Here is a 25,271-nt window from a genome sequence, read left to right on the forward strand (position 1 = left end):
GCTGATCGATGATGCGCGCGATCGTCCTGCTGCATCGATGGCTCGGGGTCGCGTTCTGCCTGCTGTTCGCGATGTGGTTCGCGACGGGAATCGTGATGCACTTCGTTCCGTTTCCATCTCTGACGGAAACGGAACGCTTTGCCGGGCTCGTGCCGCTGGCTAGCGCTGAGACGAGGCTTGCGGTCGCCGATGCCGTGGCCGCAAGCGGCATCGCGGATGCGACGCGCGTTCGCCTGATCCAGCGCAGCGATGGACTGGTCTATGTCGTCTCAGGGCCGTCGCGCGCGGGCGCAGTCCGCGCCTCCGATGGGGCCGACGCGTCGATCACGTCTTTCGGCGTCGCGCTGGCCATCGCGCGAGATCACGCACGCAGCCGTGGGCTTGATGCCGCGCGGGCCGCGATCGTTGCGCGTTCGGACTACGACCAATGGAGCGTGCCGAACGGCTTTGACCGCCATCGGCCCTTGTTTCGGGCTGCCCTGGGCGATCCCGCCGGAACGGAGGTCTATGTCTCCTCGCGCACCGGCGAGATCGTCCTGGATACGACGCGCAGCGAGCGCGGATGGAATCTCGTCGGGAGCGTGCTGCACTGGATCTATCCAACAGTCCTGCGAAGCAACTGGTCGCTGTGGGATCGCGTGGTCTGGACCTTGTCGCTGCTGGCCCTGATCGCAGCTTTGCTTGGCGCTGTGCTCGGGCTTGCGCGGATCAAACCTCGGCGCGGTCTGATCGGCTCGCCCTATCGTGGCTGGCATGCCCTGCATCATCTCATCGGCCTCGCTGCGATGGTCTTCGTGCTGAGCTGGATATTCAGTGGCTGGCTCTCCATGGATCACGGCCGGCTGTTCTCGCGTGGGCAATTGACCTCGGCTGAATCCAGCGTGATGAACGCTTCACCGAACTGGGCAGCGGCTGCATCGCTCGATCGGCAGCCTGTATCGCCGTCGGCCCGTGAGATCGAATGGTTTGCCTTCAACGGCAATCTCTATCGGCGGGACCGGACCGGGCTTGCCGGTCAGACCTTGACCAAGGCAGGCGACGCGCCCCGCGATGGACCAACGGGATCTCTGGATGTTCATGAGGTCCAAGAGCTGACCGCGCGCCTCGCGGCCGGCTGCGGCGTAACGTCGGTCCTTGCCGTCAACAACAGCTATCCCGCGCAGTCCACCGTCCCAGGCGCCCCGGTCTACCGCTCCTACTGCGGCGACCTCTGGTTCGACATCGACGGCGCCGACGGCAATTTGCTGCAAAGGCTGGATTCGTCGCGACGGGCTTATCGGTGGTTCTACGGCGCGCTGCACACGCTGGATTTTCCGGTCCTCGTCGCGCGTCCGTTGCTGCGCGACGGCTTGGTCGTCGGACTCTGCGCCCTCGGCTTTCTGTTCTCCATCACGGGCATCATCATCGGCTGGCGCCGCTTGGTCGCGATGCGTTGAGCGGGCAAAACCACGCTTACTGATCGTACAATAAAGAGAGGCTGAGCCGACTGCCATGCATAGCTCATAAGCAATCGCATGGCCCGTAGCGCCAGTCGATCGCCTGCAAATTAGACAGCGCGTGCGCGGCGCATGGATTGCAGTGCAGCGGATGTGGCGTTTCGTCCGAGGAAATACGTGGTGCGCTGCACTTATCCCGCGTGGAACGATCCACAGGAATTTGCACTCCCCGCGGGCAGCGCTGCACTAAAATGTGCCTTGGCGCGCCGCGCCGGTCGCGGGCTGCTCCAGTGCGTTGCGACAACGCTGACCCTATCCCGAGCCCATCGCTCTGTCGCACGCTCGCAAGCGGTGGCATGACAGGGGATGACGATGAGCGCGCTCGGCTTGGGATTGAATTTCGCGACGGACGGGAACCACCCGGCGTCCGGTTCGAATGTCGTCCGCAGCTGACCCACACATGAGCGCTGACGAAAATCACTGGGAAGTCGGCACCGATATCGGTGGCACCTTCACCGACATCATCGCGATCCGGCACTCCCCCGCGGAGGCGCGGATCGCGAAAGTGCCATCGCGCCCGCAGGCGCCGGTTCAGGCGATGCTGGAGGCGATCGAGGCGGTGGGCCTGCGCAAGAGCGAGGTCAAGCGCTTCGTCCACGGCACCACGCGCGTGACCAACGCCATCGTCGAAGGACGGCTGCCAAAAGTGGCGCTGGTGGCGACCGAAGGCTTTGCCGACGTGCTAGAGATCGCGCGCTATCGTCGGCGCGATCTCTACCGTCTCGACGTCCCGCCAAAATCGCCGCCGCTGGTGCCGCCCGAACGATGTTTTGGCCTGGCCGAGCGCCTCGACCACGAGGGCCGGGTGCTGAAGGCGCTGGATGAAGCGGAGATCGAGCGCTTGGTGGCCTGGCTGAAAATGACTGGCGTGCAGAGCGTCGCGGTCGCGCTGCTTCATGCCTACGCCAATCCGGTGCACGAGAAGATGCTCGGCGAGCGGCTCAAGGGCGTCGTCGCCCACGTCTCGCTGTCGCACGAGGTCAATCCCGAGGCGCGCGAATATGAGCGGACGTCGGCGACCGTGTTCAATGCGGCCGCGATGCCGATTGCCGTCGAATATCTCAGCGAGCTGGAGCAGCGGTTGCCGATCGGCCCCGGCCTGCAGGTGTTTCATTCGGCCGGCGCCATGGTCCCGATCTCGGCGGTAAAGCGGCGGCCGCTGGTGATGGCGATGTCGGGCCCGGCGGCCGGCGTCTCGGCATCGGTCAGCATCGCGCGTCAGCTCGGCACATCGCGCATGCTGACGTTCGACATGGGCGGCACCACGACCGACGTGTGCCTGATCGTCGACGGCCAGGCCGAGATGACAGACGGCCGCATGCTCGGTGACAAGCCGCTGCGTCAGCCGATGCTTGCGGTTCATTCGATCGGAGCGGGCGGCGGATCAATCGTGCGCCATGGTCCCGGCAGCCTGACCGTCGGACCGGAAAGCGCCGGCTCCGAGCCGGGACCGGCCTGCTACGGCCGCGGTGGTACCGAGCCGACCATCACCGACGCCAACGCCGTGCTCGGCTATCTCAATCCCGAAACCAGGCTCGGCGACCGGATCGGAATCAATATCAAGGCAGCCAGTGATGTCATCGCGCCGATCGCGCGCACTCTGGGGCTGAGCCTGACCGAAACCGCGCTCGGCATCATCAAGGTCGCGAATGCGACAATGGCGCGTGCGCTCCGCCGCGTCACGGTCGAGCGCGGCATCGACGGACGCGATTGCACGCTGCTCGCCTTTGGCGGTGGCGGCCCAATGCACGCCGCGGGGCTTGCCGATCTCTACGGGATTGCCGAGGTGGTCGTTCCCAGCGCGTCGAGTGCGTTTTCGGCGCTGGGCTGTCTCACTGCCGATTTCAGCTTCCTCCAGCAGCAAACCTTGCGTGCTGCGCTTGACGGCATCGACCTCGCCCGTGTGTCGGAGCGGATCGGGGTGCTGATTGACGATGCTTCGGCGCCGCTCGTCGCCAACGGCGTGGCCACGACCGAGATTCAGATCGAGCTGGTGGCCTTGATGCGCTACGCCGCGCAGAACGACGCCATTCCGGTGCCGTTCGCGCGACCGCTCGACGTGGTCACGCTGAAGAAGGATTTTCTGGCCCGGCACCACGAGCTGTTCGGCTATGCGACGGGCGAGAGCTGCGTCATCGAGTCCGTGCGGGTGCAGGCACGCCGTCCATCGACGACCGTCGTGAATCGGCCGGCCGTCGCAGTCAGGGCGGTATCCAAAGGCGAGCGCACCTGCTCGTTCAACGGCTTTCACGACATTGCCACACGCATCATCGACCGCGCCTCGCTGACCGAGATCGTCAGCGGCCCGGCCATCATTGAAGACGCATGGTCGACCGTGGTGGTTCCGCCCCGCTGGCAGGCGAGGCCTGATGTTTCAGGCAATCTGTTCCTGACGCGGGGGACGGCATGAAGCTCGATCCGTTCGTCGTCGAGGTCATCAGGCACGGGCTCTCGGCCGCGGCCGAGGAGATGAGCCTGGTGATGACGCGCTCGGCGCGCTCGCCGCTGCTGCGCGAGGCCGGCGACCTGTCGTCGGCGATCACGGACGGCCGCGGCGACCTGGTCGGGCAGGGCCGCGACATCCCGATCCATCTCGGCGCGATGGCCTATACGGTCCTCGAATTGCTGAAAGTGGTGCCGCGGGACAGCCTGAACGACGGCGACGCACTGATCTACAATGTCGGCCCGCTCGGCGGCAATCATCTCAACGACGTCAAGGTCGTGCGGCCGGTCTTCGTCGATGGCGAGATCGTCGCGTTCGCGGTCAGCCTCGCGCATTGGCCCGATATCGGCGGCACCTGGCCCGGCAGCTATTTTGCGAAAGCCATCGACACCTTCCAGGAAGCGATGCGCATTCCGCCGGTTCTGATCGCCACGGCAAGCGGCGTCAATACGCCGATCGTGCAGCTGCTCAAGGCCAATGTTCGCGATCCCGACTCCTGCGAAGGCGATCTGCTCGCCCAGATCGCCGCAACGAAAGCCGGCGAGAAGCGCATCGTCGAGCTCTGCCGCGAGCACGGCAAGGCGGTCTTCACGGCGGCGCAGTCGCGCCTGCACGATCTCTCCGAAATCGAGATGCGCGAGGCGTTGCGCGATCTGCCTGATGGCGTCTACGAGGGCGAGGATTATCTGGACGACGGCGGCGTCGATGACGCGCCCGCGCGCATTCATGTCAAGATCACCATCGCAGGCGACGAAGCGACCTTCGACCTTTCGGGAAGCTGCGACCGCGTCTCGAATTTCTGCAACACCACGCCGTTCATGGCGCGTTCGGCGGTAGCCTATGCCGCGCGCATCATGAGCGGGCGCGACATGAACCAGAACGCGGGCGCGCTGCGGCCGCTGACCATCATCACGCGCCCGGGTTCGATCCTGGAACCGGGGTGGAATGCCTCGGTTGCAGCCGGCAACCACGAGACCTCGATGCGCATCGTCGATGCGATCTTCCGCGCCATGCAGCACACCATTCCCGAACGTCTGTCGGCCGGCGGGGCGACCACGGCAGGTGTCCTCTTCTTCGCCGAGCCGCGACAGAATGGTTCATGGAAGATGCTCTACGAGGTCCACGGCGGTGGCGAGGGCGCGCGGCATGATCGGGCCGGCATCTCGGCGACGCGGGTGCATCTGTCCAACACCTCGAACACGCCGGTCGAGGTGATCGAGGCGAATTACGCCATCCGCATCGAGCAGCAGGCCATTCGCTGGCAGTCCGGCGGCGCGGGCGCCCATCGCGGCGGGGACGGCGTCATTCGTACCTATCGCATCCTGGCGCCGTCGATGCATCTGACCACCTGCATCGAGCGCATGGTGATGGCGCCGTTCGGCATGCAGGGCGGCGAACCCGGCAAGGCCTGCCGCATTTCGCTGATCCGGCAGGGTGCGAGCGTCGCGATCGACGGCAAGTCGAACCTGGTGCTGCAGCAAGGCGATCTCGTCACGATCGAGACCTGCGGCGGTGGTGGCTACGGCGTCGAGGCCGCGGAATGAAGGGATTGCAATGAGCAGATTGTTGCGAACCGGGCTCAATGCCGGCGACAGTGCGCCCATGGCCGTGGTCGGCGGCGAGGGCGTCTATTTTCATCTGTCGGATGGTCGCAAGCTCATCGACGGCAGCAACACCGGCGGCGGCCTCGGACATCGTCATCCCGCGATGGTGGAGGCGATCCGCCGCGCCGCGGATACGCCCGTCGTGAACGAGGGCTGGACCTGGGTCGGCCGCGAGCAGGCCGCTGACGATTTGATGGCCACGGCGTTCAGCGGCGAAGAGGATTGGGTCGGCGCGGTGCGCTTCTGCATCAGCGGCAGCGAGGCCAACGACATGGCGCTGTCGCTCTGTCAGGCGCTGACGCAGCGATCCGCGCTGGCAACGCGCGAACGCGCCTATCACGGCATTACGGGCCTGTCGCGCAGCATGACCGTGCAGCCGCAATGGCATGGCGGCCTTGCGGTGCACTCAGGCGGCTCAAAGCTGCCGGCGCCGATGGCGCCGGTGCGGATATTGCCGGCACCGCACGGCGCGATCTACGGCGCGCCCGCCAACAACACCCCGCCCAGCGAATATCTGGCCGATGCCACGCGCCTGCTTTCGGATACGGCAGCGACGATCATCGACTACACGCAAGGCGGCATCTACTACGATGGCGCCTACCAGGACGAGGTGGCGCGGTGCGCGCGGCAGGTTGGCTCATACTGGATCGCCGACGAAGTGGTGACCGGAGCAGGCCGCGCCGGGCGCTGGTTCGCGTTCCAGGGCGCCGAGAGCCGTCCTGACATCGTGACGCTTGGAAAATCGCTAGGTGGCGGCGCGGCGGCGGTTGCCGCGGTGGTGGTGTCGAAAGCCATCGTCGAGCGGCTCAAAGGCACGAGCTGGCAGAATTACGGCACGCTTCGCGGGCATCCCATCAGCATGGCCGCCGTCAGCGCATATCTGAAGGTCGTCAACGAAGACAAGATTTTGGAGCACGTGAGGGGCCTGGAAAAGCTGTTCGCCCGGCGCCTGCTCGCCATCGCGCAGAAACATCCGAGCGTGCGGCGCGTGGCGGGGCAGGGCCTGCACTGGACCGTCGAGCTGCACGGGCCGGACTGGCGCTCCTGGCATGCCGACACCACCGAGGTGCCGATCGCCTCCCGCGTCGCGGAGCGGGCCCTGGACGCAGGCGCTGTGATCGGGACCAGCGGCGAGCAGACCTCGCTGTTCCTCGCACCGCCACTCGTGATCTCCGAGCATGAGGCCGGGCAGCTTCTGGATGCACTCGACCATGGCCTGGATGTTGCCGATGCGGAGCAGAAATGAGCGTGCAGCGCACACCATGCCGATCGGCAGCCACCGGCTGGAAAGTCCGGGCGATGCTGCGTTATGCTGCGCGCGCCGGCACGTGATTGAAACTGTTGCTTCACACAAGACATCACCAGGAAATCGCCGATGCGTACCGTCAATGTTGCCGCCGCCCAGATGGGCCCGATCCAGAAAGCCGACAGCCGCGAGGCCGTGGTCGAGCGCATGATCGCGCTGATGGATGAGGCCAAGAGCAAGCGCGCCGACCTGATCGTCTATCCGGAACTGGCGCTCACGACCTTCTTCCCGCGCTGGTATGTGGAGGACCGGGCCGAGTTCGACAATTGGTTCGAGCGCGAGATGCCGAACGCGGCGACCCGGCCGTTGTTCGAGCGCGCGGCGCAGCACCAGATGGCGATGAATTTCGGGTATGCGGAGCTGACGCCGGACGGGCATCACTTCAACACCGCGATCCTGACCGACAAATCCGGCAAGATCGTCGGCAAATATCGCAAGATCCATTTGCCCGGCCATGTGGAATACGACACCAAGCGCTCGCATCAGCATCTGGAGAAACGCTATTTCGAGCCGGGCGATCTCGGCTTCAATGTCTGGCGCGAGCTCGGCGGCATCATCGGTATGGCCATCTGCAACGACCGGCGCTGGCCGGAGACCTATCGCGTGATGGGCTTGCAGGGGGTCGAGATGGTACTGATCGGCTACAACACCCCGTCCGTGAATGCGGAGAGGAGCGATGAGGGCGTCGAGAAACGCCTGTTCCACAACCGCCTCTCGGCGCAGGCCGGCGCCTATCAGAACGCGACCTGGGTGGTCGCGGTGGCCAAGGCCGGTAACGAGGACGGACACCCGCTGTTCGGCGGCAGCCTGATCGTCGATCCCAATGGCCAAATCGTCGCCGAAGCGAAGACGGAGGAGGACGAACTGCTGGTCCACCCTTGCGACCTCGATGCCACAAACTTCGGCAAGACCACGATCTTCAATTTCGCGCAGCATCGCCGTATCGAGCATTACGGTCTGATCACGAGCCAGACCGGCGCTGTGCCGCCGCCGGAGAAGTGATGTCGATGGCGGATAAGGGCACATCAGGTATTCCCCTGCGCGAGCTCGATCCGCGCGACCGCTACAAGCTGCTCTGCGGCGTGGTGGTGCCGCGGCCGATTGCGCTGGTGACGACGCTCGACGCGAACGGTGCGGTCAATGCCGCGCCGTTCAGCTTCTTCAACGTGTTCTCGGAGAGTCCGGCGCTGATCGTGCTCGGTCTCCAGCACAAGCCGGATCACAGCCCGAAGGACACCACCCGCAACATCCATCGCGACGGCGAGTTCGTCGTTCACATGGTGGACGAGGCGCTGTCGGGGGCGATGAACGACTGCGCGGTCGACTTTCCGTCCGGTGACAGCGAGGTCGTAGCGGCAGGCCTGGCGACCCTTCCCTCGATCGACGTGAAGGTGCCGCGCCTTGCCGCAGCACCCTTTGCGCTCGAATGCCGGCGCCACGTCGTGCTCAATTTTTCGCCCGATCGCGAGCTGCTGGTCGGCGAAGTGCTCCGGGTTCACGCCCGCGAGGGCCTCGTGGACGAGGCCAACATGTATGTCGACCTCGACGCCTACCGGCCGATCGGCCGCATGTTCGGCAATCTCTACACGACGCAGCGGGATACGTTTGCGCTTGTCCGCGAGAGCCACGCGCAATGGCTCGCGCGGCAGGACGCCAAAGAGCTGAAGGACGCCTAGTGATTCGAGAACTGCACCGTACCCAGCGCCATCGTGACGGCCGCCTGTGTCGGGTCGATCACGGCAATGCCGAGCGCGTCTTCCAGCGGGCGGCGGTGCCGCGCCATGCCGGCGCAGCCCATCACGATGGCACGGGCGCCGTCCTCGTCGCGCAGCGCGCGGCCGACATCGATCATTTTGGCGAGCGTGCCTTCGCCCGAGGCGGTTTCCGCGACGCTCATGTTGAGCGGCCGCTCGCCGGCGAGGCGTTCGGTCAGTCCCATTTGCCTGAGATAGCGCATGTGACGCGGGATCGAGCGCTGGGCGATCGCGATGACGCCAAACGTTTCTGCGCGGGCCAGCGCGGTCAGCACGCCGCATTCGGCGATGCCGAACACGGGCCGGTCGGTGCCTTCGCGGCAGACCTGAAGCCCGGGATCGCTGTAACAGGCGATGACAAAGGCAGCCGAGCTGTTGTCGCCCTCGACCAGCCGGCGCAACGGCATGGCGACGCCGTCGACATCGGCCTGGCTTTCAATGCCGAACGGGCCCTCGGCCAGCGTCTGGCAGACCAGCTCCGGCCCGCCTTCGAAGCCGAGCGGCTTCAGCGCGTCCTCCAGCCCCTGTGTGACAGCAGGGTTGGAGTTCGGATTGATGACGAGAATGCGCGGTCGGGACATGCTGGTCTTCCTGCAAAATTTCGATCACTTGGCTTGAGCCTATCATGGAGTGCCTCATGACTGAACCCGCTTACGATCTGATTATTCGCGGTGGGCGCGTCGCGACGACGACCGATGTCTTTGACGCCGATGTCGCCATCTCCGGCGAGACCATCGCCGCGATCGGGCGCGGGCTTCCGCCGGCGAAGCGCGAGATCGACGCGCGCGGGAAGCTCGTTCTACCCGGCGGCGTCGACAGCCACGCTCATATCGAGCAATTGTCCGCTGCCGGCATCATGAACGCCGACACCTTCGAGAGCGCGACCGTCTCGGCTGCCTTCGGCGGTACGACGACGGTGATCCCGTTTGCCGCCCAGCATGTCGGCATGAAGCTGCCGCAGGTGGTGGAGGATTATCACGCCCTCGCCAAGAAGGGCGCCGTGATCGACTACGCCTTTCACATGATCATTGCGGATGCGACCAAGGAAACAGTCGAGGAGCACATTCCGGCGCTGGTGAAGCAGGGCCACGCCTCGATCAAGATCTTCATGACCTACGACCGGCTCAAGGTCGACGACGAGCCGCTGCTGGACATTCTTCTGGCCGCGCGCCAGTCCGGCGCGATGCTGTGCGCCCATGCCGAAAACCACGGCATCATCGCCTGGATGGTGAAGCGGCTGCTCGCGCGCGGCTACACCATGCCGAAATATCACGCCGTCAGCCACGCCCGCGTCTCGGAGGCGGAGGCCTTCACCCGGCTGATCGGCATGGCGGCACTGATCGACCAGCCCATCATGATCTTCCACGTCTCGACAGCCGAGGGCGCCAAGGTGATCCGGGATTCGCGTGGGCAGGGGTTGAAGGTGTTTGCCGAAACCTGTCCGCAGTACCTGTTCCTGACCGCAGCGGATCTCGACAAGCCCGGTGCCGAGGGCGCCAAGTGGATGTGCAGCCCGCCACCGCGGACGCATGCCGACCAGGAGGCGCTGTGGCAGGCGCTGTCGCTCGGCGATCTCCAGACCATCTCGTCGGATCACGCGCCGTATCGTTACGACGAGACCGGCAAGCTGCGCGCCGGCCCAAATCCCAATTTCAAGCAGGTCGCCAACGGCCTGCCGGGACTGGAGCTGCGCCTGCCGCTGCTGTTTGACGCGATGGTCTCGAAAGGACGGTTGGGTCTGGAAAAATTCGTCGAGCTGACCTCGACCGCGCCGGCCAAGATCTACAATCTGCATCCGCGCAAGGGCTCGATCGCGATCGGCGCCGATGCCGATATCGCGATCTGGGATCCCGATCGCGAGACCGTGATCGCCGATGAGATGATGCACGACCTCGCCGGCTACACGCCGTTTGCGGGACGGAAGCTGAAGGGTTGGCCGGTGTCGGTGCTGTCGCGCGGCCGGGTGATCATCGACGGCAACAAGTGCCTCGCGAGCGCCGGCAGCGGCCAGTTCCTGGCACGCAGCGGCGGCGAGGCGGCCAAGCCCACCGGCCGGCTCGTGGCCGACATGGATCCTGAACGTAATTTCGGAGCGAAGCTACTGTGATGGCGGATCGCGCGCGATGAAAATCGTCATCTTCGGCGGCACCGGCTTTGTCGGCCTCAATCTCGCCGAGGTGCTGCTCGCGCGTGGGCATGACGTCACGCTGTATGATCGTGCAGAGTTGCCGCCATCCGCGCGGCGGTCTCTTGCCGGCTACGGCGCACGGCTCAAAGCCGTGCAGGGCGATATCACCGACGCCGATGCCATCGATGCCCTCATCGCCGAAGGCGTTGATGCGATCGTGCTTGGAGCCGCGATCACCGCCGGTGATGAATTGGAGAGAGCATCGACTGCGCGCGTTCTCGAAATCAACGTGATGGCGCAGATCCCGATCCTGCTCTCCGCGATCCGTCGTGGCGTGCGACGGGTCGTCAATCTCTCCTCGGCATCGGCCTATGGTGCTGCGGGTGCGCGGGTCGAGATTCTGGACGAGGACACGCCTTGCGATCCGGTCTCGTTCTACGCCATCAGCAAGTTTACCTCGGAGCGATCGGTGGCGCGTCATGCCGAGCTCTTCGGCGGCGATTTCCTGAGCGTGCGGCTGAGCGCGCTGTTCGGACCGTGGGAGCGACCAAGCTCTGTGCGCGACACGCCAAGCCTCCAGTTCCAGATCTTGGCCGCGTTCGCCCGCGGCGAGCCGGCGATCATGCCCGAAGTGGGCATGCGGGACTGGATCTACGCGCCGGATGCCGCCGAAGCCGTTGCACGGCTGATCGAGGCCGAGCGGCCGCGCCACCGGCTCTACAACGTCTCCAGTGGAGGGCTTTGGCCTGCGCTGCAATGGGGCGAGGCCTTTGCGGCGTTGCATCCCAGCCTGGAGTGCCGGCTCGCGGCGCCCGGCGAGAAGACCCTCATCAAGCTGCATGGGCCCCATCGCGCGCCGCTGTCGGTGAACCGGATGGCGGATGAATTCGGCTGGCGCGCGAGGTTCGGCTGCGCCGAGTCGGCGGTCGCGATGAGCGCCTGGTTGACGCAGCACAAGGAGTGGATCTGAGATGCGGCTGCAGGGGCGCACGGCCATCATCACAGGCGCAGGCTCCGGCATCGGCCGCGCCAGTGCAAAGCTATTCGCGGAAGAGGGCGCGCATCTCGCTCTGGTCGATCGCGATCCCGCGGGCCTTCAGGAAACGTTGAGCCTTGTGGGCGGAGCGACGGCGTATGTCGGTGACGTCGGCGACGCCAGCTTTGCCGAAACCGTCGTCGGAGACGTCATGGCGCGGCACGGTCGGCTCGATGTCATCATGACCGCCGCCGGCTTCTCCTGCGGCGGCACCGTGTTGACGACGAGCCCGGACGACTGGGATGCGGTGTTCCGCACCAATGTCGGCGGCACCTGGCTGTGGGCGCGGGCGGCCGTGCCGCAGATGCAGCGGCAGAACAGTGGCTCGATCATTACGCTGGCATCGCAGCTTGCGATTGCCGGCGGCAAGGACAACAGCGCCTATATTGCGGCCAAGGGCGCGATTATCAGCCTGACGCGGACGATGGCGGTGGATTTCGCGGCGGACGGCATTCGCGTCAACGCGATTGCGCCCGGTGCGATCGACACGCCGATGCTTCGCCGCAGCTTTGCCCGTCACGCCAATGCGGATGAGGTGCGGGAAACCTCCCGCAATCGCCACGCCATGAAGCGGTTCGGCCAGGCCGAGGAGATCGCGCAGACTGCGCTGCACCTCGCCAGCGATGCGTCCTCGTTCACGACCGGCACGGTGATGGTGGTCGACGGAGGCTGGCTCGCGGCATGAGCAATGCGCTGACAGAGCTCGAAGTGAACGTTCGCGCCGATCTCGCCCGGATTGCGCATCCCGGTGCCGCCTGGCTCGAACCGAAGACAGGACCGGACGGCAAGCCGACGCTGGATGTGCTCGTGATCGGCGCCGGCCAATCCGGCATCGCCATCGGCTTCGGCCTGATGCGCTCCCGCGTCAGCAACATCCTGCTGCTCGACAAGGCCGAGGAGGGGAAGGAAGGCCCGTGGCTCACCTATGCCCGCATGCCGACGCTGCGCAGCCCGAAGGACTATACGGGACCAGACCTCGATATTCCGAGCCTGACCTATCAGTCCTGGCACGAGGCCCGCTTCGGCAAGGAAAGCTGGCAGACGCTGAATCTGATCCTGAGGGAGCACTGGGCCGAGTATTTGCTCTGGCTGCGACGTACGATCGCATTGCCGGTTCGGAACGGCTGCGAGCTCCTGGAAATCCGGCCGGCGGCGGATGGTTTGCTAGCTGCACGCGTGAAACGTGGCGATGGCGTCGAGACGCTCCATGCGCGCAAGATCGTGCTGGCGACGGGGCAGGAGGGGATGGGAAACTGGATGATCCCCGAGCCGCTGAGCCATCTGCCCATGAGCTCGGTCGCAACTGTCGCAGATGACATCGATTTCGAAAACCTTCGCGGCAAGCGCGTCGCCGTGATCGGCGCCGGCGCATCTGCCTTCGACAATGCGGCAACCGCGCTGGAAGCGGGCGCGGCGGAGGTGCATCTGCTGTGTCGTCGGGCGCAGATCCAGCTGATCCAGCCCTATCGCTGGCTGACGTTTCGCGGCTTCCTCCGCCATCTCAGCGATCTCGATGATGCCTGGCGCTGGCGCTTCATGCGCACCATCCTCGAGATGCGCGAAGGCTTTCCGCAGCCGACCTATGATCGCTGTGCGCGCCATGCCAATTTCACATTGCACGAGGGCGCTCCGCTTGAGGCCGCGCGCGAGACCGGCAAGGGCATCGAATTGCAGACGCCGCGCGGCGTCATCGCGGCCGATTTCGTCATCTGCGGCACCGGCATCGACATGGATTTTTCTGGACGTGGCGAGCTGCGCACATTTGCCGGCAATATCGCAACCTGGGCCGACCGCTACCATCCCCCGGAGAGCGAACGCAGCGCGCGGCTCGGCCGCTTTCCCTATCTCGCCGACGACTACGCCTTCACCGAGCGTGTCGCGGGCGGGACGCCGTGGATCTCGAATATCCATCTTTTCGCCATCGCCTCCACCATGAGTTTTGGCCCTTCGGGATCGTCGATCAACGCGATGACGACCGCAGTGCCGAAGCTGGTCAATGGCCTGACGCGCGGCCTGTTCCGCGCCGATGTCGAACGGCACTGGGCCTCGCTCCGCGCCTATGACGTGCCGCAGGCCGTGGTCACGCGGCCAGCGCGAAACATGGAGGAATCGCGATGATTGTCCATGCGCCGCCGCGACAAAGCGTCCGCAAGAGCGCATCATGAGACTGGCGCGCAACTTGCTTCTTTCTTAACCTGTCCTGCTGGCGTTCCTGTCGAGAATTTTGGGGAAAACAAATGCGTTTTGTGTCTTTCAGGTCGGCATCCTCCGTGCTCGCCACCACCGCGTTGTTGCTCGTCGCCACCGCGCCCTCGCAAGCGCAGACCAGGGCCGAGACGTTGCGCTATGTCACCGGCGCGTCCGTCAACACCCTTGATCCCAACATCCCGGGCTCGACGCGCGAATCCTTCGCGCTGAGCATGAGCACCTACGACCGCCTTGTCGCGTTCGGCCGCAAGCAGCTCAACGGCAAATGGGTGTTCGATCTCGACAAGATCACCGGCGAGCTCGCCGAATCCTACGACGTCAGCCCGGACGGACTGAAGCTGACGTTCCGTCTGCGCAAGGATGCCAAGTTCCAGGACGGCTCGCCCGTGACTGCCGAGGACGTCAAATGGTCGCTCGATCGCTGCGTCACCGCGCCGATCCTCGGCAAGGCGCAATTGCTGACGGGATCGCTGACGTCGGCCGACCAGTTCAAGGTGATCGATCCCCTCACGATCGAAGTGACGCTGCCGAAGCCTGACAAGCTCGCGCTGCCCAATCTCGCCACGGTCTACCCGCTGATCATCAACTCGAAGGTCGCCAAGGAGCACGCGACCCCGGAAGATCCCTGGGCCACGGCGTGGCTGAAGGAGCACACCGCCGGCAGCGGCGCTTACGTGATCGAGAGCTTCAAGCCTGGCGAGCAGGTGATCATCAAGCGCAACGAGGACTGGAACCGCGGCTCGCCCGGCAAGCCGGCGTTCTTCAAGCGCGTGATCGTGCAGTCCGTGCCGGAGCCCGCGACCCGCGCCAATCTGGTCGAGCGCGGCGACGCCGATCTCGTCGTCGATCTCCAGGCCAGCGACGTGCAGTCGCTCGAGGCCAAGGGCAAGCTCAAGGTGATCTCGACGCCGCAATACAATTCGATCACCTTCGTCTCGATGAACAACCAGATCCCGCCCTTCGACAACGTCAATGTCCGCCGCGCCGTCGCATTCGCGCTGCCCTATGAGGACATGTTCAAGGCTGCCCTGTTCGGCCGCGGCGCGCCGCTGTTCGGTGCGACTTGGCCGGATGGCAAGCCGCTGAACGGGATCTATCCGTTCCAGGCGCCGGTGAAGACCGATCTCGACAAGGCGAGGGAATATTTGAAGGCCGCTGGACTCCCGGAGGGTTTTTCGACCACCTTCAGCTTCAACGTCGGCCAGGCCTCGACCGCGGAGCCGATGGCGGCGCTCGTGAAGGAATCGCTTGCCAAGATTGGGATCAAGGTCGACATCCAGAAGCTGCCGGACGCGCAGATGTCGACGCAGATCAACGAGAAGAAGCTGCCCTTGTTCACGGAAGGCATCGTCGCCTGGCTGCCCTCGACCGATTACTTCTACCGCAACTTCTACACCGGCAATCAGCGCTGGAATTACAGCTCGATCAACAATCCGGAGCTGGCGACGATCGCGCAGGAAGCGCGCTTCGAGCCCGACAAGGCCAAGTACGAGGAGGATGGCCGCAAGCTCAATGCGATCCATTTCAGCGAGATGCCGCAGATCCCGCTGTGGCAGCCGAACCAGGACGCCGTGATGGCTTCGTCGATCGAGGGCTATACCTACGAGTTCCATCGTCAGGTCGACTATCGCGACGTCAGCCGCAAGTAATCTCGACATGCAAGGGCTCTGAGTGGTGATGACCGGTTTTGGTGCGACGGTGGTGCGGGCGGGAAGGCGGCTTCTGTCGTCGCTGCCGGCATTGTTCGGCGTGCTGGTCTTCACCTTTCTGCTGATGCGGGTCCTCCCCGGAGATCCCGCGGTATTCTTCGCCTCGGGGCCCAATGCCGGCAAGGAGGAGATCGAGCAGATCCGCAAGCAGATGGGGCTCGACAAGTCGGTGCCGGAGCAGCTCGTGTTTTATCTGTCCGATATCGGCCGCGGCAATCTTGGCCGCTCCATGATGACGGGACAGCCGGTCCTGAAGGACCTTCGCGAACGGCTGCCGGCCTCGCTGGAGTTGACCTTCACGGCGCTCCTGATCGCGCTGATCGCGGCGGTGCCGCTCGGCGTGGTCGCAGCCCTGAAACCGGGATCGCTGGTCGATCACGGCGTGCGGCTGTTCTGCGCGCTCGGCGTCTGCGTGCCGACCTTCGTCTCGGGCCTGCTGCTGATCTATGTCTTCTACTATCTGCTCGGTCTTGCGCCTGATCCGACCGGGCGGATCGACGTCTTCACCTCGCTGCCGCCGCAGCGCACCGGCTTCCTGTCGGTCGATTTCCTGCTCACGGGCGACATCGAGGGCTGGTGGGCGGCCTGCAAGCAGCTGATCCTGCCGGCGGTGAGCATGGCACTGTTCGTCATCGCGCCGCTGGCGCGGATCACGCGTGCCTCGATGCTGGTCTCGCTCGGCAGCGATTTCGTGCGCACCGCGCGCTCGGTCGGCTTGTCCTGGCAGAAGGTCGTCGTCACCTATGCGCTGCGCAATGCGATCCTTCCCGTCATCACCATTGCCGGCATCGTGTTCTCGACCATGCTTGGCGCGAACGTCCTCGTGGAGAAGGTGTTCTCCTGGCCGGGCGTCGCCTCCTATGCGCTCGACGCGCTGCTGTCGTCCGACTATGCGCCGGTGCAGGGTTTTGTGCTGCTGATGGCTGGCATCTTCGTGCTGGTCAATCTCGTGGTCGACATCTGCTACGGCATCGCCGATCCCAGGGTGTCGATCGGATGACCAGCGCAACCCTCCGCCATTCGGTCTGGATTTTGCGCGGCAACCCGCTGACCGGCGTCGCCGCGGCCGGTGTCCTGCTGTTTGTCCTGGTCGCGATCTTCGGACCGTGGCTCGTGCCCTATGATCCCGTCGTCTCCAATGTCTCGGAAGCCCTGCAGCCGCCGAGCGCGGCGCATCTTGCCGGCACCGACCAGCTTGGGCGCGACGTGTTCAGCCGCCTCGTCGTTGCGGCCCGGCTCGATCTCGCCATCGCGGTCTCGGCGGTCGGCATCTCCTTCGTGATCGGCGCCGTCGTCGGCTCCTTCTGCGGCTATGCCGGCGGCAGGCTCGACCGCTCGGTCGGCCGCTTCGTCGACGTCATGATGGCCTTTCCGCTGTTCGTTCTGGCGATGGCGATGGTTGCAGCCCTCGGCAACCGGATCGAGAATATCGTGATCGCAACCGCGATCATCAATCTTCCTTTCTACATCCGCTTCGCGCGCGCCGAGGTCAACGTCCGGCGCAATGTCGGCTGGGTGGAGGCGGCGCGTTCCTGCGGCGAGAGTCATTTCTCGGTGGTGCTGCGCTTCCTGCTGCCGAACATCCTGCCGGCGATGGCGGTGCAGATCTCGCTCAATCTCGGCTGGGCGATCCTGAACGCCGCCGGCCTGTCCTTCATCGGCCTTGGCGTCAAGCCGCCGACGCCGGAATGGGGCATCATGGTCGCGGAGGGCGCCCGCTTCATCTCGACGGGGCGATGGTGGCTGGTGGCCTTCCCGGGCCTCGCGTTGATGATGGCCGTGCTGTGCTTCAATCTCCTCGGTGACGGGATGCGGGACATTCTCGATCCGCGCATGCGCACATGAGCGGGGACTTGCTCAGGATCGACAACCTCCACGTCGCATTCTCGACGCGACGAGGGATGGTCGAGGCCGTGCGCGGCGTGACGCTCACGGTCGAAGCCGGGGAGGTGCTTGGCCTCGTCGGCGAAAGCGGATCGGGCAAGTCGGTGACCGGTTTTGCCACGACGCGGCTGCTCGATGCAGCCGGGCGCGTCACTGGCGGAAAAATCCTGTTTCGCGGCCAGGACGTCACAAAACTCAGGGGCGACGATCTCCGTCAGCTCCAGGGCGCCGCGATGTCGATGATCTTCCAGAACCCGCGGGCGGCGCTCAATCCGATCCGGGCGATCGGCCTGCAGATCGCGGACGCGATTCTCACGCACAAGCGGATATCGAAGGACGCCGCCCGTGCCGAGGCGCTGGAGCTGTTGCGCGCCGTCCAGATCCGCGATCCCGAAACCCGGATGAACGCCTATCCGCACGAACTCTCCGGCGGCATGTGCCAGCGCGTCATGATCGCGATTGCGATTTCCTGCAATCCCGCGCTGTTGATCGCCGATGAGCCGACAACCGGGCTCGACGTCACCACGCAGAAGGTGGTGATGGACCTCCTGGCGGAGATTGCCGCCGCGCGCGGCATGGCGACGATCCTGATCACGCACGATCTCGGCCTCGCGGCGCGATATTGCCGCCGCATCGCCGTGATGGAGCGCGGCCGCATCGTCGAAGAGGCAAGCCCGAGGACGCTGTTCGGCGCGCCGCAGCACGCCTATACCAGGCGTCTGGTGGCGGCGTCGCCGACTGCGACCTCCCAAATCGAAGACCTCGTGACGGAAGAGGAGCGGGAAGGCTACGCGGCCGTCGTCAGCAGGCCCAGGCAGGAGCCCGTTCACGGGACGCCGCCGCTGCTGGAAGTGCGCAAGCTCGCAAAACGCTTCGACGAGGGCGCCGCGGCGGTGGCGGACTTCTCCATGACGATGGCCGGCGGCGAGAGCGTCGGCCTCGTTGGCGAATCCGGCTCCGGCAAGAGCACGACGTCGCGCATGATCTGCCGCCTGATCGATCCGAGCGAGGGCGAGATCGTGTTCGACGGGCAGTCGATCGGCCACGTGGCGTCGCGCGACTTTCACCGCTCGCGCTTCCGCAAAGACATCCAGATGGTCTTCCAGGACCCGAACGAGAGCCTCAATCCGCGCTTCACCGCCTTCGACTGCATCGCCCATCCCCTGATGCGGCTCGATCGTATGCGTGGAGGCGATGCGCTGCGCAGGCGGGTGGAAGACTGCGCGGAACGTGTAGGGCTGCCGCTGGATCTGTTGCCGCGCTTTCCGCATCAGCTCTCCGGCGGCCAGAAGGCCCGCGTCGGCATCGCCCGCGCCATCGCCTGCCGGCCGCGGCTCCTGGTGCTGGACGAGCCGACCGCTGCGCTCGATGTCTCCGTGCAAGCGGTGGTACTGCAACTGCTGGACCGCCTGCGGCGCGAGAACGACATCGCACTGCTGTTCGTCAGCCACGATCTCAACGTGGTGCGCATGCTTTGCGACCGCACCATCGTGCTGCGCAATGGCGGCATCGTGGAGCAGGGCGAGAGCCGGGCGCTTTTCGACAATCCCAAGACCGACTACACGCGCAAGCTGGTCGAGGCGATCCCGCATATCGAGACCGGGCCAGTGCTGGCGGCCGCGCTTTGAGGTCTCGACCGGTCCAAATGGTGCGGATATCCCGCTGGCGAAGGTCCGGTTAGTGGCATACCATTTGCTCGCCAATGAGCTCTGGTTTCACCTGTTCTTGGCCAACGATGGCCGGCATCACGGCACTATTGGGAGGATTTCATGGATCGCAGGACCGTATTGAAGGGATTGGCCGGCGCAGGCGGTCTGGCATTGAGCGGCCTTTCGGCCCCGGCGATCGCACAAGGCGCCTCCGCGCGCACCCTGCGCTTCGTGCCGCAAGCAAACCTCGCCAATTTCGACCCGATCTGGGGCACGCAATATGTCGTGCGCAATGCCGCCGCGCTGGTCTGGGATACGCTCTACGGCGTCGATTCCTCGCTGCAGCCGCAGCGGCAGATGGTCGAATCCGAGGAAGTGACCGACGACGGCACCACCTGGACGTTCAAATTGCGACCGGGACTCAAATTCCACGACGGCGAGCCGGTGCTGAGCAAGGACGTCGTTGCGAGTCTCACCCGCTGGGCGGCACGCGACCCGATGGGGCTGATGCTCAAGGCGCTGCAACAGGAACTCACCGCTGTCGACGACCGCACCTTCAAATGGGTGCTGAAGCAGCCATTCCCGAAGATGCTCTATGCGCTTGGCAAGAACAACTCGCCTTGCGCCTTCATCATGCCGGAGCGCATTGCGCAGACCGACCCGTTCAAGCAGATTGGCGATTATGTCGGCTCGGGGCCGATGAAGTTCGCCAAGGGTGAATGGGTCCCCGGTGCGAAAGCCGTGTTCGAAAAGTTCGCCGACTATGTGCCGCGGCAGGAGAAGGCGTCGTGGCTCGCCGGCGGCAAGCAGATGCTGCTCGACCGCGTCGAATGGATCGTGATGCCCGATCCGGCGACCGCCGCGGCCGCGTTGCAAAACGGCGAGATCGACTGGTGGGAGAACCCGATCGCGGACCTTGTCCCGATCCTGAAGAAGAACAAGAACATCAGCGTCGACATCGGCGATCCGCTCGGCAATGTCGGCTCGTTCCGCATGAACTTCCTGTATCCGCCCTTCAACGACGTGCGAGCGCGGCGCGCAGTGCTGATGGCGATGAGCCAGGAAGACTATATGCGTGCGCTCGTCGGCGACGACAATTCGCTGTGGAAGTCGCTGCCCGGCTTCTTCACGCCCGATACGCCGCTCTACACCGAGGCGGGCGGCGAGGTCCTGAAGGGCAAGCGCGATCTCGACGCTGCCAAGAAGCTGCTCGCCGAGAGCGGCTATTCCGGCCAGCCGGTGACGTGCCTGGTGGCGCAGGACCAGCCGATCACCAAGGCGTTCGGCGATGTGACCGCCGATCTCCTGAAGAAGCTCGGCATGAATGTCGATTTCGTCGCGACCGATTGGGGCACGGTCGGCTCCCGCCGCGCGCAGAAGACGCCACCCGGGCAGGGGGGCTGGAACATGTTCCACACCTGGCATGCGGGTTCGGACTGCATCAATCCGGCGCCCTACACCGCCATTCGCGCCAACGGCGACAAGGCCTGGTTCGGCTGGCCCAACAGCCCCGGCACCGAGAAGGAGGTTACGTCCTGGTTCGAGGCCAAGAACCTCGACGAGGAGAAGGCCGCGGTCGCCCGCCTCAACAAGGTCGCGCTCGAGGACGTCGTCTACGCGCCGACCGGCTTCTTCCTCAGCTACACGGCCTGGCGCAAGAACGTCTCCGGCATCACGAAAGGACCGCTGCCGTTCTTCTGGGGCGTGTCGAAATCCGCATGACCCTGCGCTGAAACCAGATGCTCTCCTACATCCTCCGGCGTATCGCCTCGACCTTGCCCGTGATGGCGATCGTCGCGCTGTTCGTGTTCAGCCTGCTCTACATCGCGCCGGGGGATCCCGCCGTGGTGATCGCGGGCGATCAGGCAAGTCCGGAGGATGTGGAGCGCATCCGTCAGAGCCTCGGCCTCGATCGGCCCTTCCTGATCCAGTTCGGCAGCTGGGTCTGGCGCATTCTGCACGGCGATCTCGGCACCTCGATCTTCACCAATTTGCCGGTCTCGACGATGATCGGGCAGCGTCTCGGACCGACGCTGTCGCTGATGATGGTCACGCTCCTGCTCACGATCGTGGTCGCGGTGCCGCTCGGCGTGCTGGCGGCCTGGAAGGCGGGAAGCCTGATCGACCGGGCCATCATGGCCTTTGCCGTGTTCGGCTTCTCCCTGCCGGTCTTCGTCGTCGGCTATGTCCTCGCCTATATCTTCGCGCTGGAGCTCGAATGGCTTCCCGTGCAGGGCTATACGCCGCTCGCCCAGGGCGTCTGGCCCTGGCTGCAAAACCTGATCCTGCCGTCGATCGCACTCGGCTGTGTCTACATCGCACTGATCGCGCGTATCACGCGGGCCACCATGCTCGAAGTGCTGCAGCAGGATTATATCCGCACCGCGCGCGCCAAGGGCCTCGGGCAGGGCGGCATCCTGTTCGTCCACGCGCTGAAGAACGCGGCGGTGCCGATCATCACGGTGATCGGGATCGGCATCGCGCTCCTTATCGGTGGCGCGGTCGTCACCGAGAGCGTGTTCGCGATTCCCGGCCTCGGCCGGCTCACGATCGACGCGATCCTGCGCCGCGATTATCCCGTCATCCAGGGCATCGTGCTGCTGTTCAGCTTCGTCTACGTCCTCGTCAATCTGATGATCGACGTCATTTATACGCTCGTTGACCCGAGGATCCGCTATTGACCGACACGACCGTCAATCCGCAGGCGCTGCCGGCCGGCTTCGTCCTCGCGCCGCAACTGCCGGAGATTCTTCGGCCCGTCGTGATCCGGCGCGGCTTCATCGGCCTGCTGCGGGGGCATCCCACCGTCGCCATCGGCGGCACGTTGCTGCTGATTCTGGTCCTGATTGCGATCTTCGCACCTTATCTTGGAACGGTGGATCCGACCGCACTTGCGCCGGCCAAGCGCACCCGCGCGCCGTCGGCGCTTTACTGGTTTGGCAGCGACGTCCTCGGCCGCGACATCTATTCGCGCGTGCTGTTCGGCGCGCGGGTCTCGCTCACGGTCGGACTGTCAGTTGCGATATGCGCGTCCGCGGTCGGTCTTGCCATCGGCATCGTCTCCGGCTTCATCCGCTGGGCCGACGGCATCTTGATGCGCTTCATGGATGGCCTGATGTCGATCCCGCCGATTCTGCTGGCGATCGCGCTGATGGCGCTGACACGCGGCAGCGTCGGCAACGTCATCCTGGCCATCACTGTCGCCGAAATTCCACGCGTCTCGCGCCTGGTGCGCAGCGTCGTGCTGTCGCTGCGCGAGCAGCCTTATGTGGATGCGGCGGTCGCCTGCGGCACGCGTACGCCGATGATCATCCTGCGCCACATCCTGCCCAACACGCTGGCGCCGATGCTGATCCAGGCGACTTACATTTGCGCCAGTGCGATGATCACGGAGGCGATCCTGTCCTTCATCGGCGCGGGGACGCCACCGACCATTCCGTCCTGGGGCAACATCATGGCCGAGGGGCGGGCGCTGTGGCAGGTCAAGCCCTACATCGTGTTCTTTCCGGCGGCCTTCCTGTCCGTCACCGTGCTCGCCGTCAATCTGCTCGGCGATGGCCTTCGCGATGCGCTCGATCCGCGCATGGCCAAGAGCCTCTGATGTTTCGAGGCTGATCCCGATGGCGCTGCTTGAAGTCGAGAATTTGCAAACCCACTTCCGCACGCCCAGCGGCATCAACCGCGCGGTCGAAGGCGTGTCGTTCCATGTCAACAAGGGCGAGACCCTCGCCATCGTCGGTGAGTCCGGCTGCGGCAAGTCGGTGACCTCGATGTCGCTGATGCGGCTGATCCCGGAACCGCCGGGCAGGATCTCCGGCAGCATCCGCTTTGCGGGCAAGGACCTGCTTCAGCTGTCGGATCGCGAGATGCGCGCGATCCGCGGCAACGACATCTCGATGATTTTTCAGGAGCCAATGACCAGCCTCAACCCGGTCCTGACCGTCGGGCGTCAAATCCGCGAAACGCTGATGATCCACCAGGGCCTGGACAAGCAGGCCGCGGAGGCACACGCGATCGAGATGTTGATTCTGGTCGGCATTCCCGAGCCGAACCGTCGCGTGCGCGAATATCCGCATCAGCTCTCCGGCGGCATGCGCCAGCGTGTCATGATCGCCATTGCACTCGCCTGCAATCCCAAGCTGCTCATTGCCGACGAGCCGACCACAGCCCTCGACGTGACGATCCAGGCGCAGATCCTGAAGCTGATGCTGGATCTCAAGCACCGGGTTGGCGCGGCGATTATCCTGATCACCCATGATCTCGGTGTCGTCGCTGAGATCGCCGAGCGCGTCATGGTCATGTATGCCGGCCGTAAGGTCGAGGAGGCGCCGGTGGCGGACCTGTTCCGATCGCCGCGTCATCCCTATACGCAGGGCCTGCTCGGTGCAGTGCCGCGGCTCGGCTCGTCGCTGACCGGCACCGCGAGACGGCTGGCAGAGATCCCGGGGCAGGTGCCCGATCTGCGCAAGCCCATCGTCGGCTGCGTCTTCGCCGGACGTTGCGCGCTCGCGACCGATCTGTGCCGGCAGTACGCGCCGGGGCTCGAAGAGAAGGGGCCACGTCACGTTGCGGCCTGCCACTATGCGGCCAAGGGAGCGGTCGCGGCATGAGTCCCCCGCTGCTCCAGGTCAACGACCTCAAGAAGCATTTCCCGGTCAAAAAGGGCCTGTTCAGCCGCAAGTCCGAATGGGTCTATGCGGTGGACGGCGTGTCGTTCGAGATCGCGCGCGGCGAGACGCTCTCGCTGGTCGGCGAGTCCGGCTGCGGCAAATCGACGGTCGGCCGTGCGATCCTGCGCCTGTTCGACATCACGGCAGGGCAGGTCATCCTCGACGGCCAGCGTATCGACGACGCCCATCCGAGCACGATGCGCCAGATGCGCCGCCGCGTGCAGGTGGTGTTCCAGGACCCGTTCTCGAGCCTCAATCCGCGCATGCGCGTGCGCGACATCCTAGCCGAGCCGATCCGCAATTTCGGCCTCGCCAAATCCGCGATCGATCTCGAGACCCGCGTGACGGCGCTGATGGATACCGTGCGCCTGCCGCGCGAGGCGCTGAACCGCAGGCCGCACGAATTCTCCGGCGGGCAGCGCCAGCGCATCGGCATCGCGCGGGCGCTCGCCGCCGAGCCCGAGCTGATCGTCTGCGACGAGGCGGTCTCGGCGCTCGACGTCTCGGTCAAGGCCCAGATCGTCAATCTGCTGCAGGATCTCCAGCGCGAGTTCGGCCTGGCGCTGCTGTTCATCAGCCATGATCTCGCGATCGTCGAGCACATGACCCATCGCGTCGCGGTGATGTATCTCGGCAAGATCGTCGAGGTGGCGCCGCGCTACGAGATCTTCGCCGCGCCAAAGCATCCTTACACCAAGGCATTGCTCTCGGCGGTCCCGCTGCCCGAGCCGGGGGCCCAACGCAATCCCATCATCCTCAAGGGCGACGTGCCGAGCCCGATCAACCCGCCGAGCGGGTGCCGCTTCCACACCCGTTGCCCGCTCGTGTTCGATCGCTGCCGGACCGAGGAGCCGACATTGCGCGCGGCTGGACCCGAGCAGTGGGTGGCCTGTCATCTCGAAGATGGGGCGACGGTGATGAGCGGCTAGCGTTAGGCCGGCGGCAAACCTTTCGACAATCGGGTGAGGATGGCACTCTGCTCCTGTTTTGCCCGACGAGTCAAAGACGTTTGCGACGAAAATTCGTGTGTAAAAACAACGGCGTTCTACTGTGCATGGGGTTGTTTTCGCGTTTTTTGTTGAGTCGCCTTCAACCTTGGCGGCGCAGGAAGCCCGTGATCGTGACCTTTTCCCAGATATCGGCAGCCGCAAACGGATCGGCGCGATTGAAAGCTTCGACGTCGCCACGGCCCGGCGCCTCGATCAGGAACAGGCTGCCGATCATGGTCGCGCCGTCGTCGGAGACCAGCGGCCCCGACATCACGATCTCGACGCCGAAGCGCGAGGTGTCGCTCAGGAAAGCCTTGTGGGCGTCGTAATGGGCGAGCCGGGTCGGTAGCGCGCCGGCGCGGTCGAGGGCGTGAATGGCGAACAGCATGATGGTC

General features: G+C 65.1%; 21 protein-coding genes. 19 read left to right on the top strand and 2 right to left on the bottom strand.

Going from position 1 to position 25,271, the window contains the following annotated elements; all coding sequences use genetic code 11:
• Positions 1–8 precede the first annotated feature (8 nt).
• The 6 genes from AC0L3J_RS21405 to AC0L3J_RS21430 all read left to right on the top strand — a co-directional run bounded on the left by AC0L3J_RS21405 (position 9) and on the right by AC0L3J_RS21430 (position 8,525).
• The gene (locus AC0L3J_RS21405) at positions 9–1,436 is read left to right on the top strand and encodes a PepSY domain-containing protein (RefSeq protein ID WP_456765019.1); all 1,428 of its coding nucleotides are present in this window, start codon (positions 9–11) and stop codon (positions 1,434–1,436) included.
• Between the two features lie 460 nt (positions 1,437–1,896).
• Entirely contained in the window at positions 1,897–3,906 is a 2,010-nt protein-coding gene (locus tag AC0L3J_RS21410) for a hydantoinase/oxoprolinase family protein (RefSeq protein WP_456765018.1), read from the top strand.
• On the top strand, positions 3,903–5,483 hold the full coding sequence (locus tag AC0L3J_RS21415; RefSeq protein WP_456765017.1) for a hydantoinase B/oxoprolinase family protein: 1,581 nt from the start codon (positions 3,903–3,905) through the stop codon (positions 5,481–5,483). The genes AC0L3J_RS21410 and AC0L3J_RS21415 overlap by 4 nt, the downstream gene beginning before the upstream one ends.
• Positions 5,484–5,493: 10 nt before the next feature.
• A complete protein-coding gene (locus AC0L3J_RS21420; protein ID WP_456765016.1) occupies positions 5,494–6,789 on the top strand; it encodes an aminotransferase class III-fold pyridoxal phosphate-dependent enzyme in 1,296 nt (431 codons plus the stop codon).
• Between the two features lie 129 nt (positions 6,790–6,918).
• Positions 6,919–7,851 carry an N-carbamoyl-D-amino-acid hydrolase gene (locus AC0L3J_RS21425; protein ID WP_456765015.1) on the top strand — a complete coding sequence of 311 codons (933 nt, stop codon included), beginning with the start codon at positions 6,919–6,921 and terminating at the stop codon, positions 7,849–7,851.
• 5 nt (positions 7,852–7,856) lie between these two features.
• Positions 7,857–8,525 carry a flavin reductase family protein gene (locus AC0L3J_RS21430; protein WP_456769662.1) on the top strand — a complete coding sequence of 223 codons (669 nt, stop codon included), beginning with the start codon at positions 7,857–7,859 and terminating at the stop codon, positions 8,523–8,525.
• On the opposite strand, the gene AC0L3J_RS21435 is transcribed toward AC0L3J_RS21430, so the two are convergent.
• On the bottom strand, positions 8,522–9,184 hold the full coding sequence (locus AC0L3J_RS21435; protein WP_456765014.1) for an aspartate/glutamate racemase family protein: 663 nt from the start codon (positions 9,182–9,184) through the stop codon (positions 8,522–8,524). The two genes, AC0L3J_RS21430 and AC0L3J_RS21435, sit on opposite strands and share 4 nt — an antisense overlap.
• 56 nt (positions 9,185–9,240) lie before the next feature.
• Here AC0L3J_RS21435 and hydA point away from each other — a divergent pair, with 56 nt between their 5' ends.
• The 13 genes from hydA to AC0L3J_RS21500 all read left to right on the top strand — a co-directional run bounded on the left by hydA (position 9,241) and on the right by AC0L3J_RS21500 (position 24,816).
• Positions 9,241–10,710 carry a dihydropyrimidinase gene (gene hydA / locus AC0L3J_RS21440; RefSeq protein WP_456765013.1) on the top strand — a complete coding sequence of 490 codons (1,470 nt, stop codon included), beginning with the start codon at positions 9,241–9,243 and terminating at the stop codon, positions 10,708–10,710.
• Between the two features lie 16 nt (positions 10,711–10,726).
• On the top strand, positions 10,727–11,701 hold the full coding sequence (locus AC0L3J_RS21445; protein WP_456765012.1) for an NAD-dependent epimerase/dehydratase family protein: 975 nt from the start codon (positions 10,727–10,729) through the stop codon (positions 11,699–11,701).
• A 1-nt stretch (position 11,702) separates the two neighbouring features.
• Positions 11,703–12,452: an SDR family oxidoreductase gene (locus tag AC0L3J_RS21450; RefSeq protein WP_456765011.1), complete on the top strand. Its 750-nt coding sequence runs from the start codon at positions 11,703–11,705 to the stop codon at positions 12,450–12,452.
• Positions 12,449–13,885 carry an NAD(P)-binding domain-containing protein gene (locus AC0L3J_RS21455; RefSeq protein WP_456765010.1) on the top strand — a complete coding sequence of 479 codons (1,437 nt, stop codon included), beginning with the start codon at positions 12,449–12,451 and terminating at the stop codon, positions 13,883–13,885. The genes AC0L3J_RS21450 and AC0L3J_RS21455 overlap by 4 nt, the downstream gene beginning before the upstream one ends.
• A gap of 119 nt (positions 13,886–14,004) precedes the next feature.
• Positions 14,005–15,624 carry an ABC transporter substrate-binding protein gene (locus AC0L3J_RS21460; RefSeq protein ID WP_456765009.1) on the top strand — a complete coding sequence of 540 codons (1,620 nt, stop codon included), beginning with the start codon at positions 14,005–14,007 and terminating at the stop codon, positions 15,622–15,624.
• Between the two features lie 25 nt (positions 15,625–15,649).
• Positions 15,650–16,684, top strand: coding sequence for an ABC transporter permease (locus AC0L3J_RS21465; protein WP_456765008.1), 1,035 nt, complete (start codon positions 15,650–15,652; stop codon positions 16,682–16,684).
• Entirely contained in the window at positions 16,681–17,529 is an 849-nt protein-coding gene (locus AC0L3J_RS21470; protein WP_007608569.1) for an ABC transporter permease, read from the top strand. The genes AC0L3J_RS21465 and AC0L3J_RS21470 overlap by 4 nt, the downstream gene beginning before the upstream one ends.
• Entirely contained in the window at positions 17,526–19,196 is a 1,671-nt protein-coding gene (gene nikE, locus AC0L3J_RS21475; RefSeq protein ID WP_456765007.1) for a nickel ABC transporter ATP-binding protein NikE, read from the top strand. Before AC0L3J_RS21470 ends, nikE begins: the two co-directional genes overlap by 4 nt.
• Before the next feature lie 141 nt (positions 19,197–19,337).
• Entirely contained in the window at positions 19,338–20,939 is a 1,602-nt protein-coding gene (locus AC0L3J_RS21480) for an ABC transporter substrate-binding protein (protein ID WP_456765006.1), read from the top strand.
• Between the two features lie 17 nt (positions 20,940–20,956).
• Entirely contained in the window at positions 20,957–21,898 is a 942-nt protein-coding gene (locus AC0L3J_RS21485; RefSeq protein ID WP_456765005.1) for an ABC transporter permease, read from the top strand.
• Entirely contained in the window at positions 21,895–22,818 is a 924-nt protein-coding gene (locus AC0L3J_RS21490) for an ABC transporter permease (RefSeq protein WP_456765004.1), read from the top strand. Before AC0L3J_RS21485 ends, AC0L3J_RS21490 begins: the two co-directional genes overlap by 4 nt.
• 19 nt (positions 22,819–22,837) lie before the next feature.
• Complete coding sequence (locus AC0L3J_RS21495; RefSeq protein ID WP_456765003.1) at positions 22,838–23,827, top strand: ABC transporter ATP-binding protein; 990 nt, start codon at positions 22,838–22,840, stop codon at positions 23,825–23,827.
• Complete coding sequence (locus AC0L3J_RS21500; protein WP_456765002.1) at positions 23,824–24,816, top strand: ABC transporter ATP-binding protein; 993 nt, start codon at positions 23,824–23,826, stop codon at positions 24,814–24,816. Before AC0L3J_RS21495 ends, AC0L3J_RS21500 begins: the two co-directional genes overlap by 4 nt.
• Before the next feature lie 160 nt (positions 24,817–24,976).
• Here AC0L3J_RS21500 and AC0L3J_RS21505 read toward each other — a convergent pair whose 3' ends face one another.
• Positions 24,977–25,264 carry a YciI family protein gene (locus AC0L3J_RS21505; protein WP_456765001.1) on the bottom strand — a complete coding sequence of 96 codons (288 nt, stop codon included), beginning with the start codon at positions 25,262–25,264 and terminating at the stop codon, positions 24,977–24,979.
• Positions 25,265–25,271 lie beyond the last annotated feature (7 nt).

The organism is Bradyrhizobium sp. Kon37 (genome assembly GCF_055807535.1).

What these genes read in the sequence shown, in the direction of transcription:
- AC0L3J_RS21405 (WP_456765019.1), top strand. Translation starts at nt 9, where the DNA reads ATGATGCGCGCGATCGTCCTGCTGCATCGATGGCTCGGGGTCGCGTTC.
- AC0L3J_RS21410 (WP_456765018.1), top strand. Translation starts at nt 1,897, where the DNA reads ATGAGCGCTGACGAAAATCACTGGGAAGTCGGCACCGATATCGGTGGC.
- AC0L3J_RS21415 (WP_456765017.1), top strand. Translation starts at nt 3,903, where the DNA reads ATGAAGCTCGATCCGTTCGTCGTCGAGGTCATCAGGCACGGGCTCTCG.
- AC0L3J_RS21420 (WP_456765016.1), top strand. Translation starts at nt 5,494, where the DNA reads ATGAGCAGATTGTTGCGAACCGGGCTCAATGCCGGCGACAGTGCGCCC.
- AC0L3J_RS21425 (WP_456765015.1), top strand. Translation starts at nt 6,919, where the DNA reads ATGCGTACCGTCAATGTTGCCGCCGCCCAGATGGGCCCGATCCAGAAA.
- AC0L3J_RS21430 (WP_456769662.1), top strand. Translation starts at nt 7,857, where the DNA reads ATGGCGGATAAGGGCACATCAGGTATTCCCCTGCGCGAGCTCGATCCG.
- AC0L3J_RS21435 (WP_456765014.1), bottom strand. Translation starts at nt 9,184, where the DNA reads ATGTCCCGACCGCGCATTCTCGTCATCAATCCGAACTCCAACCCTGCT.
- hydA (WP_456765013.1), top strand. Translation starts at nt 9,241, where the DNA reads ATGACTGAACCCGCTTACGATCTGATTATTCGCGGTGGGCGCGTCGCG.
- AC0L3J_RS21445 (WP_456765012.1), top strand. Translation starts at nt 10,727, where the DNA reads ATGAAAATCGTCATCTTCGGCGGCACCGGCTTTGTCGGCCTCAATCTC.
- AC0L3J_RS21450 (WP_456765011.1), top strand. Translation starts at nt 11,703, where the DNA reads ATGCGGCTGCAGGGGCGCACGGCCATCATCACAGGCGCAGGCTCCGGC.
- AC0L3J_RS21455 (WP_456765010.1), top strand. Translation starts at nt 12,449, where the DNA reads ATGAGCAATGCGCTGACAGAGCTCGAAGTGAACGTTCGCGCCGATCTC.
- AC0L3J_RS21460 (WP_456765009.1), top strand. Translation starts at nt 14,005, where the DNA reads ATGCGTTTTGTGTCTTTCAGGTCGGCATCCTCCGTGCTCGCCACCACC.
- AC0L3J_RS21470 (WP_007608569.1), top strand. Translation starts at nt 16,681, where the DNA reads ATGACCAGCGCAACCCTCCGCCATTCGGTCTGGATTTTGCGCGGCAAC.
- nikE (WP_456765007.1), top strand. Translation starts at nt 17,526, where the DNA reads ATGAGCGGGGACTTGCTCAGGATCGACAACCTCCACGTCGCATTCTCG.
- AC0L3J_RS21480 (WP_456765006.1), top strand. Translation starts at nt 19,338, where the DNA reads ATGGATCGCAGGACCGTATTGAAGGGATTGGCCGGCGCAGGCGGTCTG.
- AC0L3J_RS21485 (WP_456765005.1), top strand. Translation starts at nt 20,957, where the DNA reads ATGCTCTCCTACATCCTCCGGCGTATCGCCTCGACCTTGCCCGTGATG.
- AC0L3J_RS21495 (WP_456765003.1), top strand. Translation starts at nt 22,838, where the DNA reads ATGGCGCTGCTTGAAGTCGAGAATTTGCAAACCCACTTCCGCACGCCC.
- AC0L3J_RS21500 (WP_456765002.1), top strand. Translation starts at nt 23,824, where the DNA reads ATGAGTCCCCCGCTGCTCCAGGTCAACGACCTCAAGAAGCATTTCCCG.
- AC0L3J_RS21505 (WP_456765001.1), bottom strand. Translation starts at nt 25,264, where the DNA reads ATGCTGTTCGCCATTCACGCCCTCGACCGCGCCGGCGCGCTACCGACC.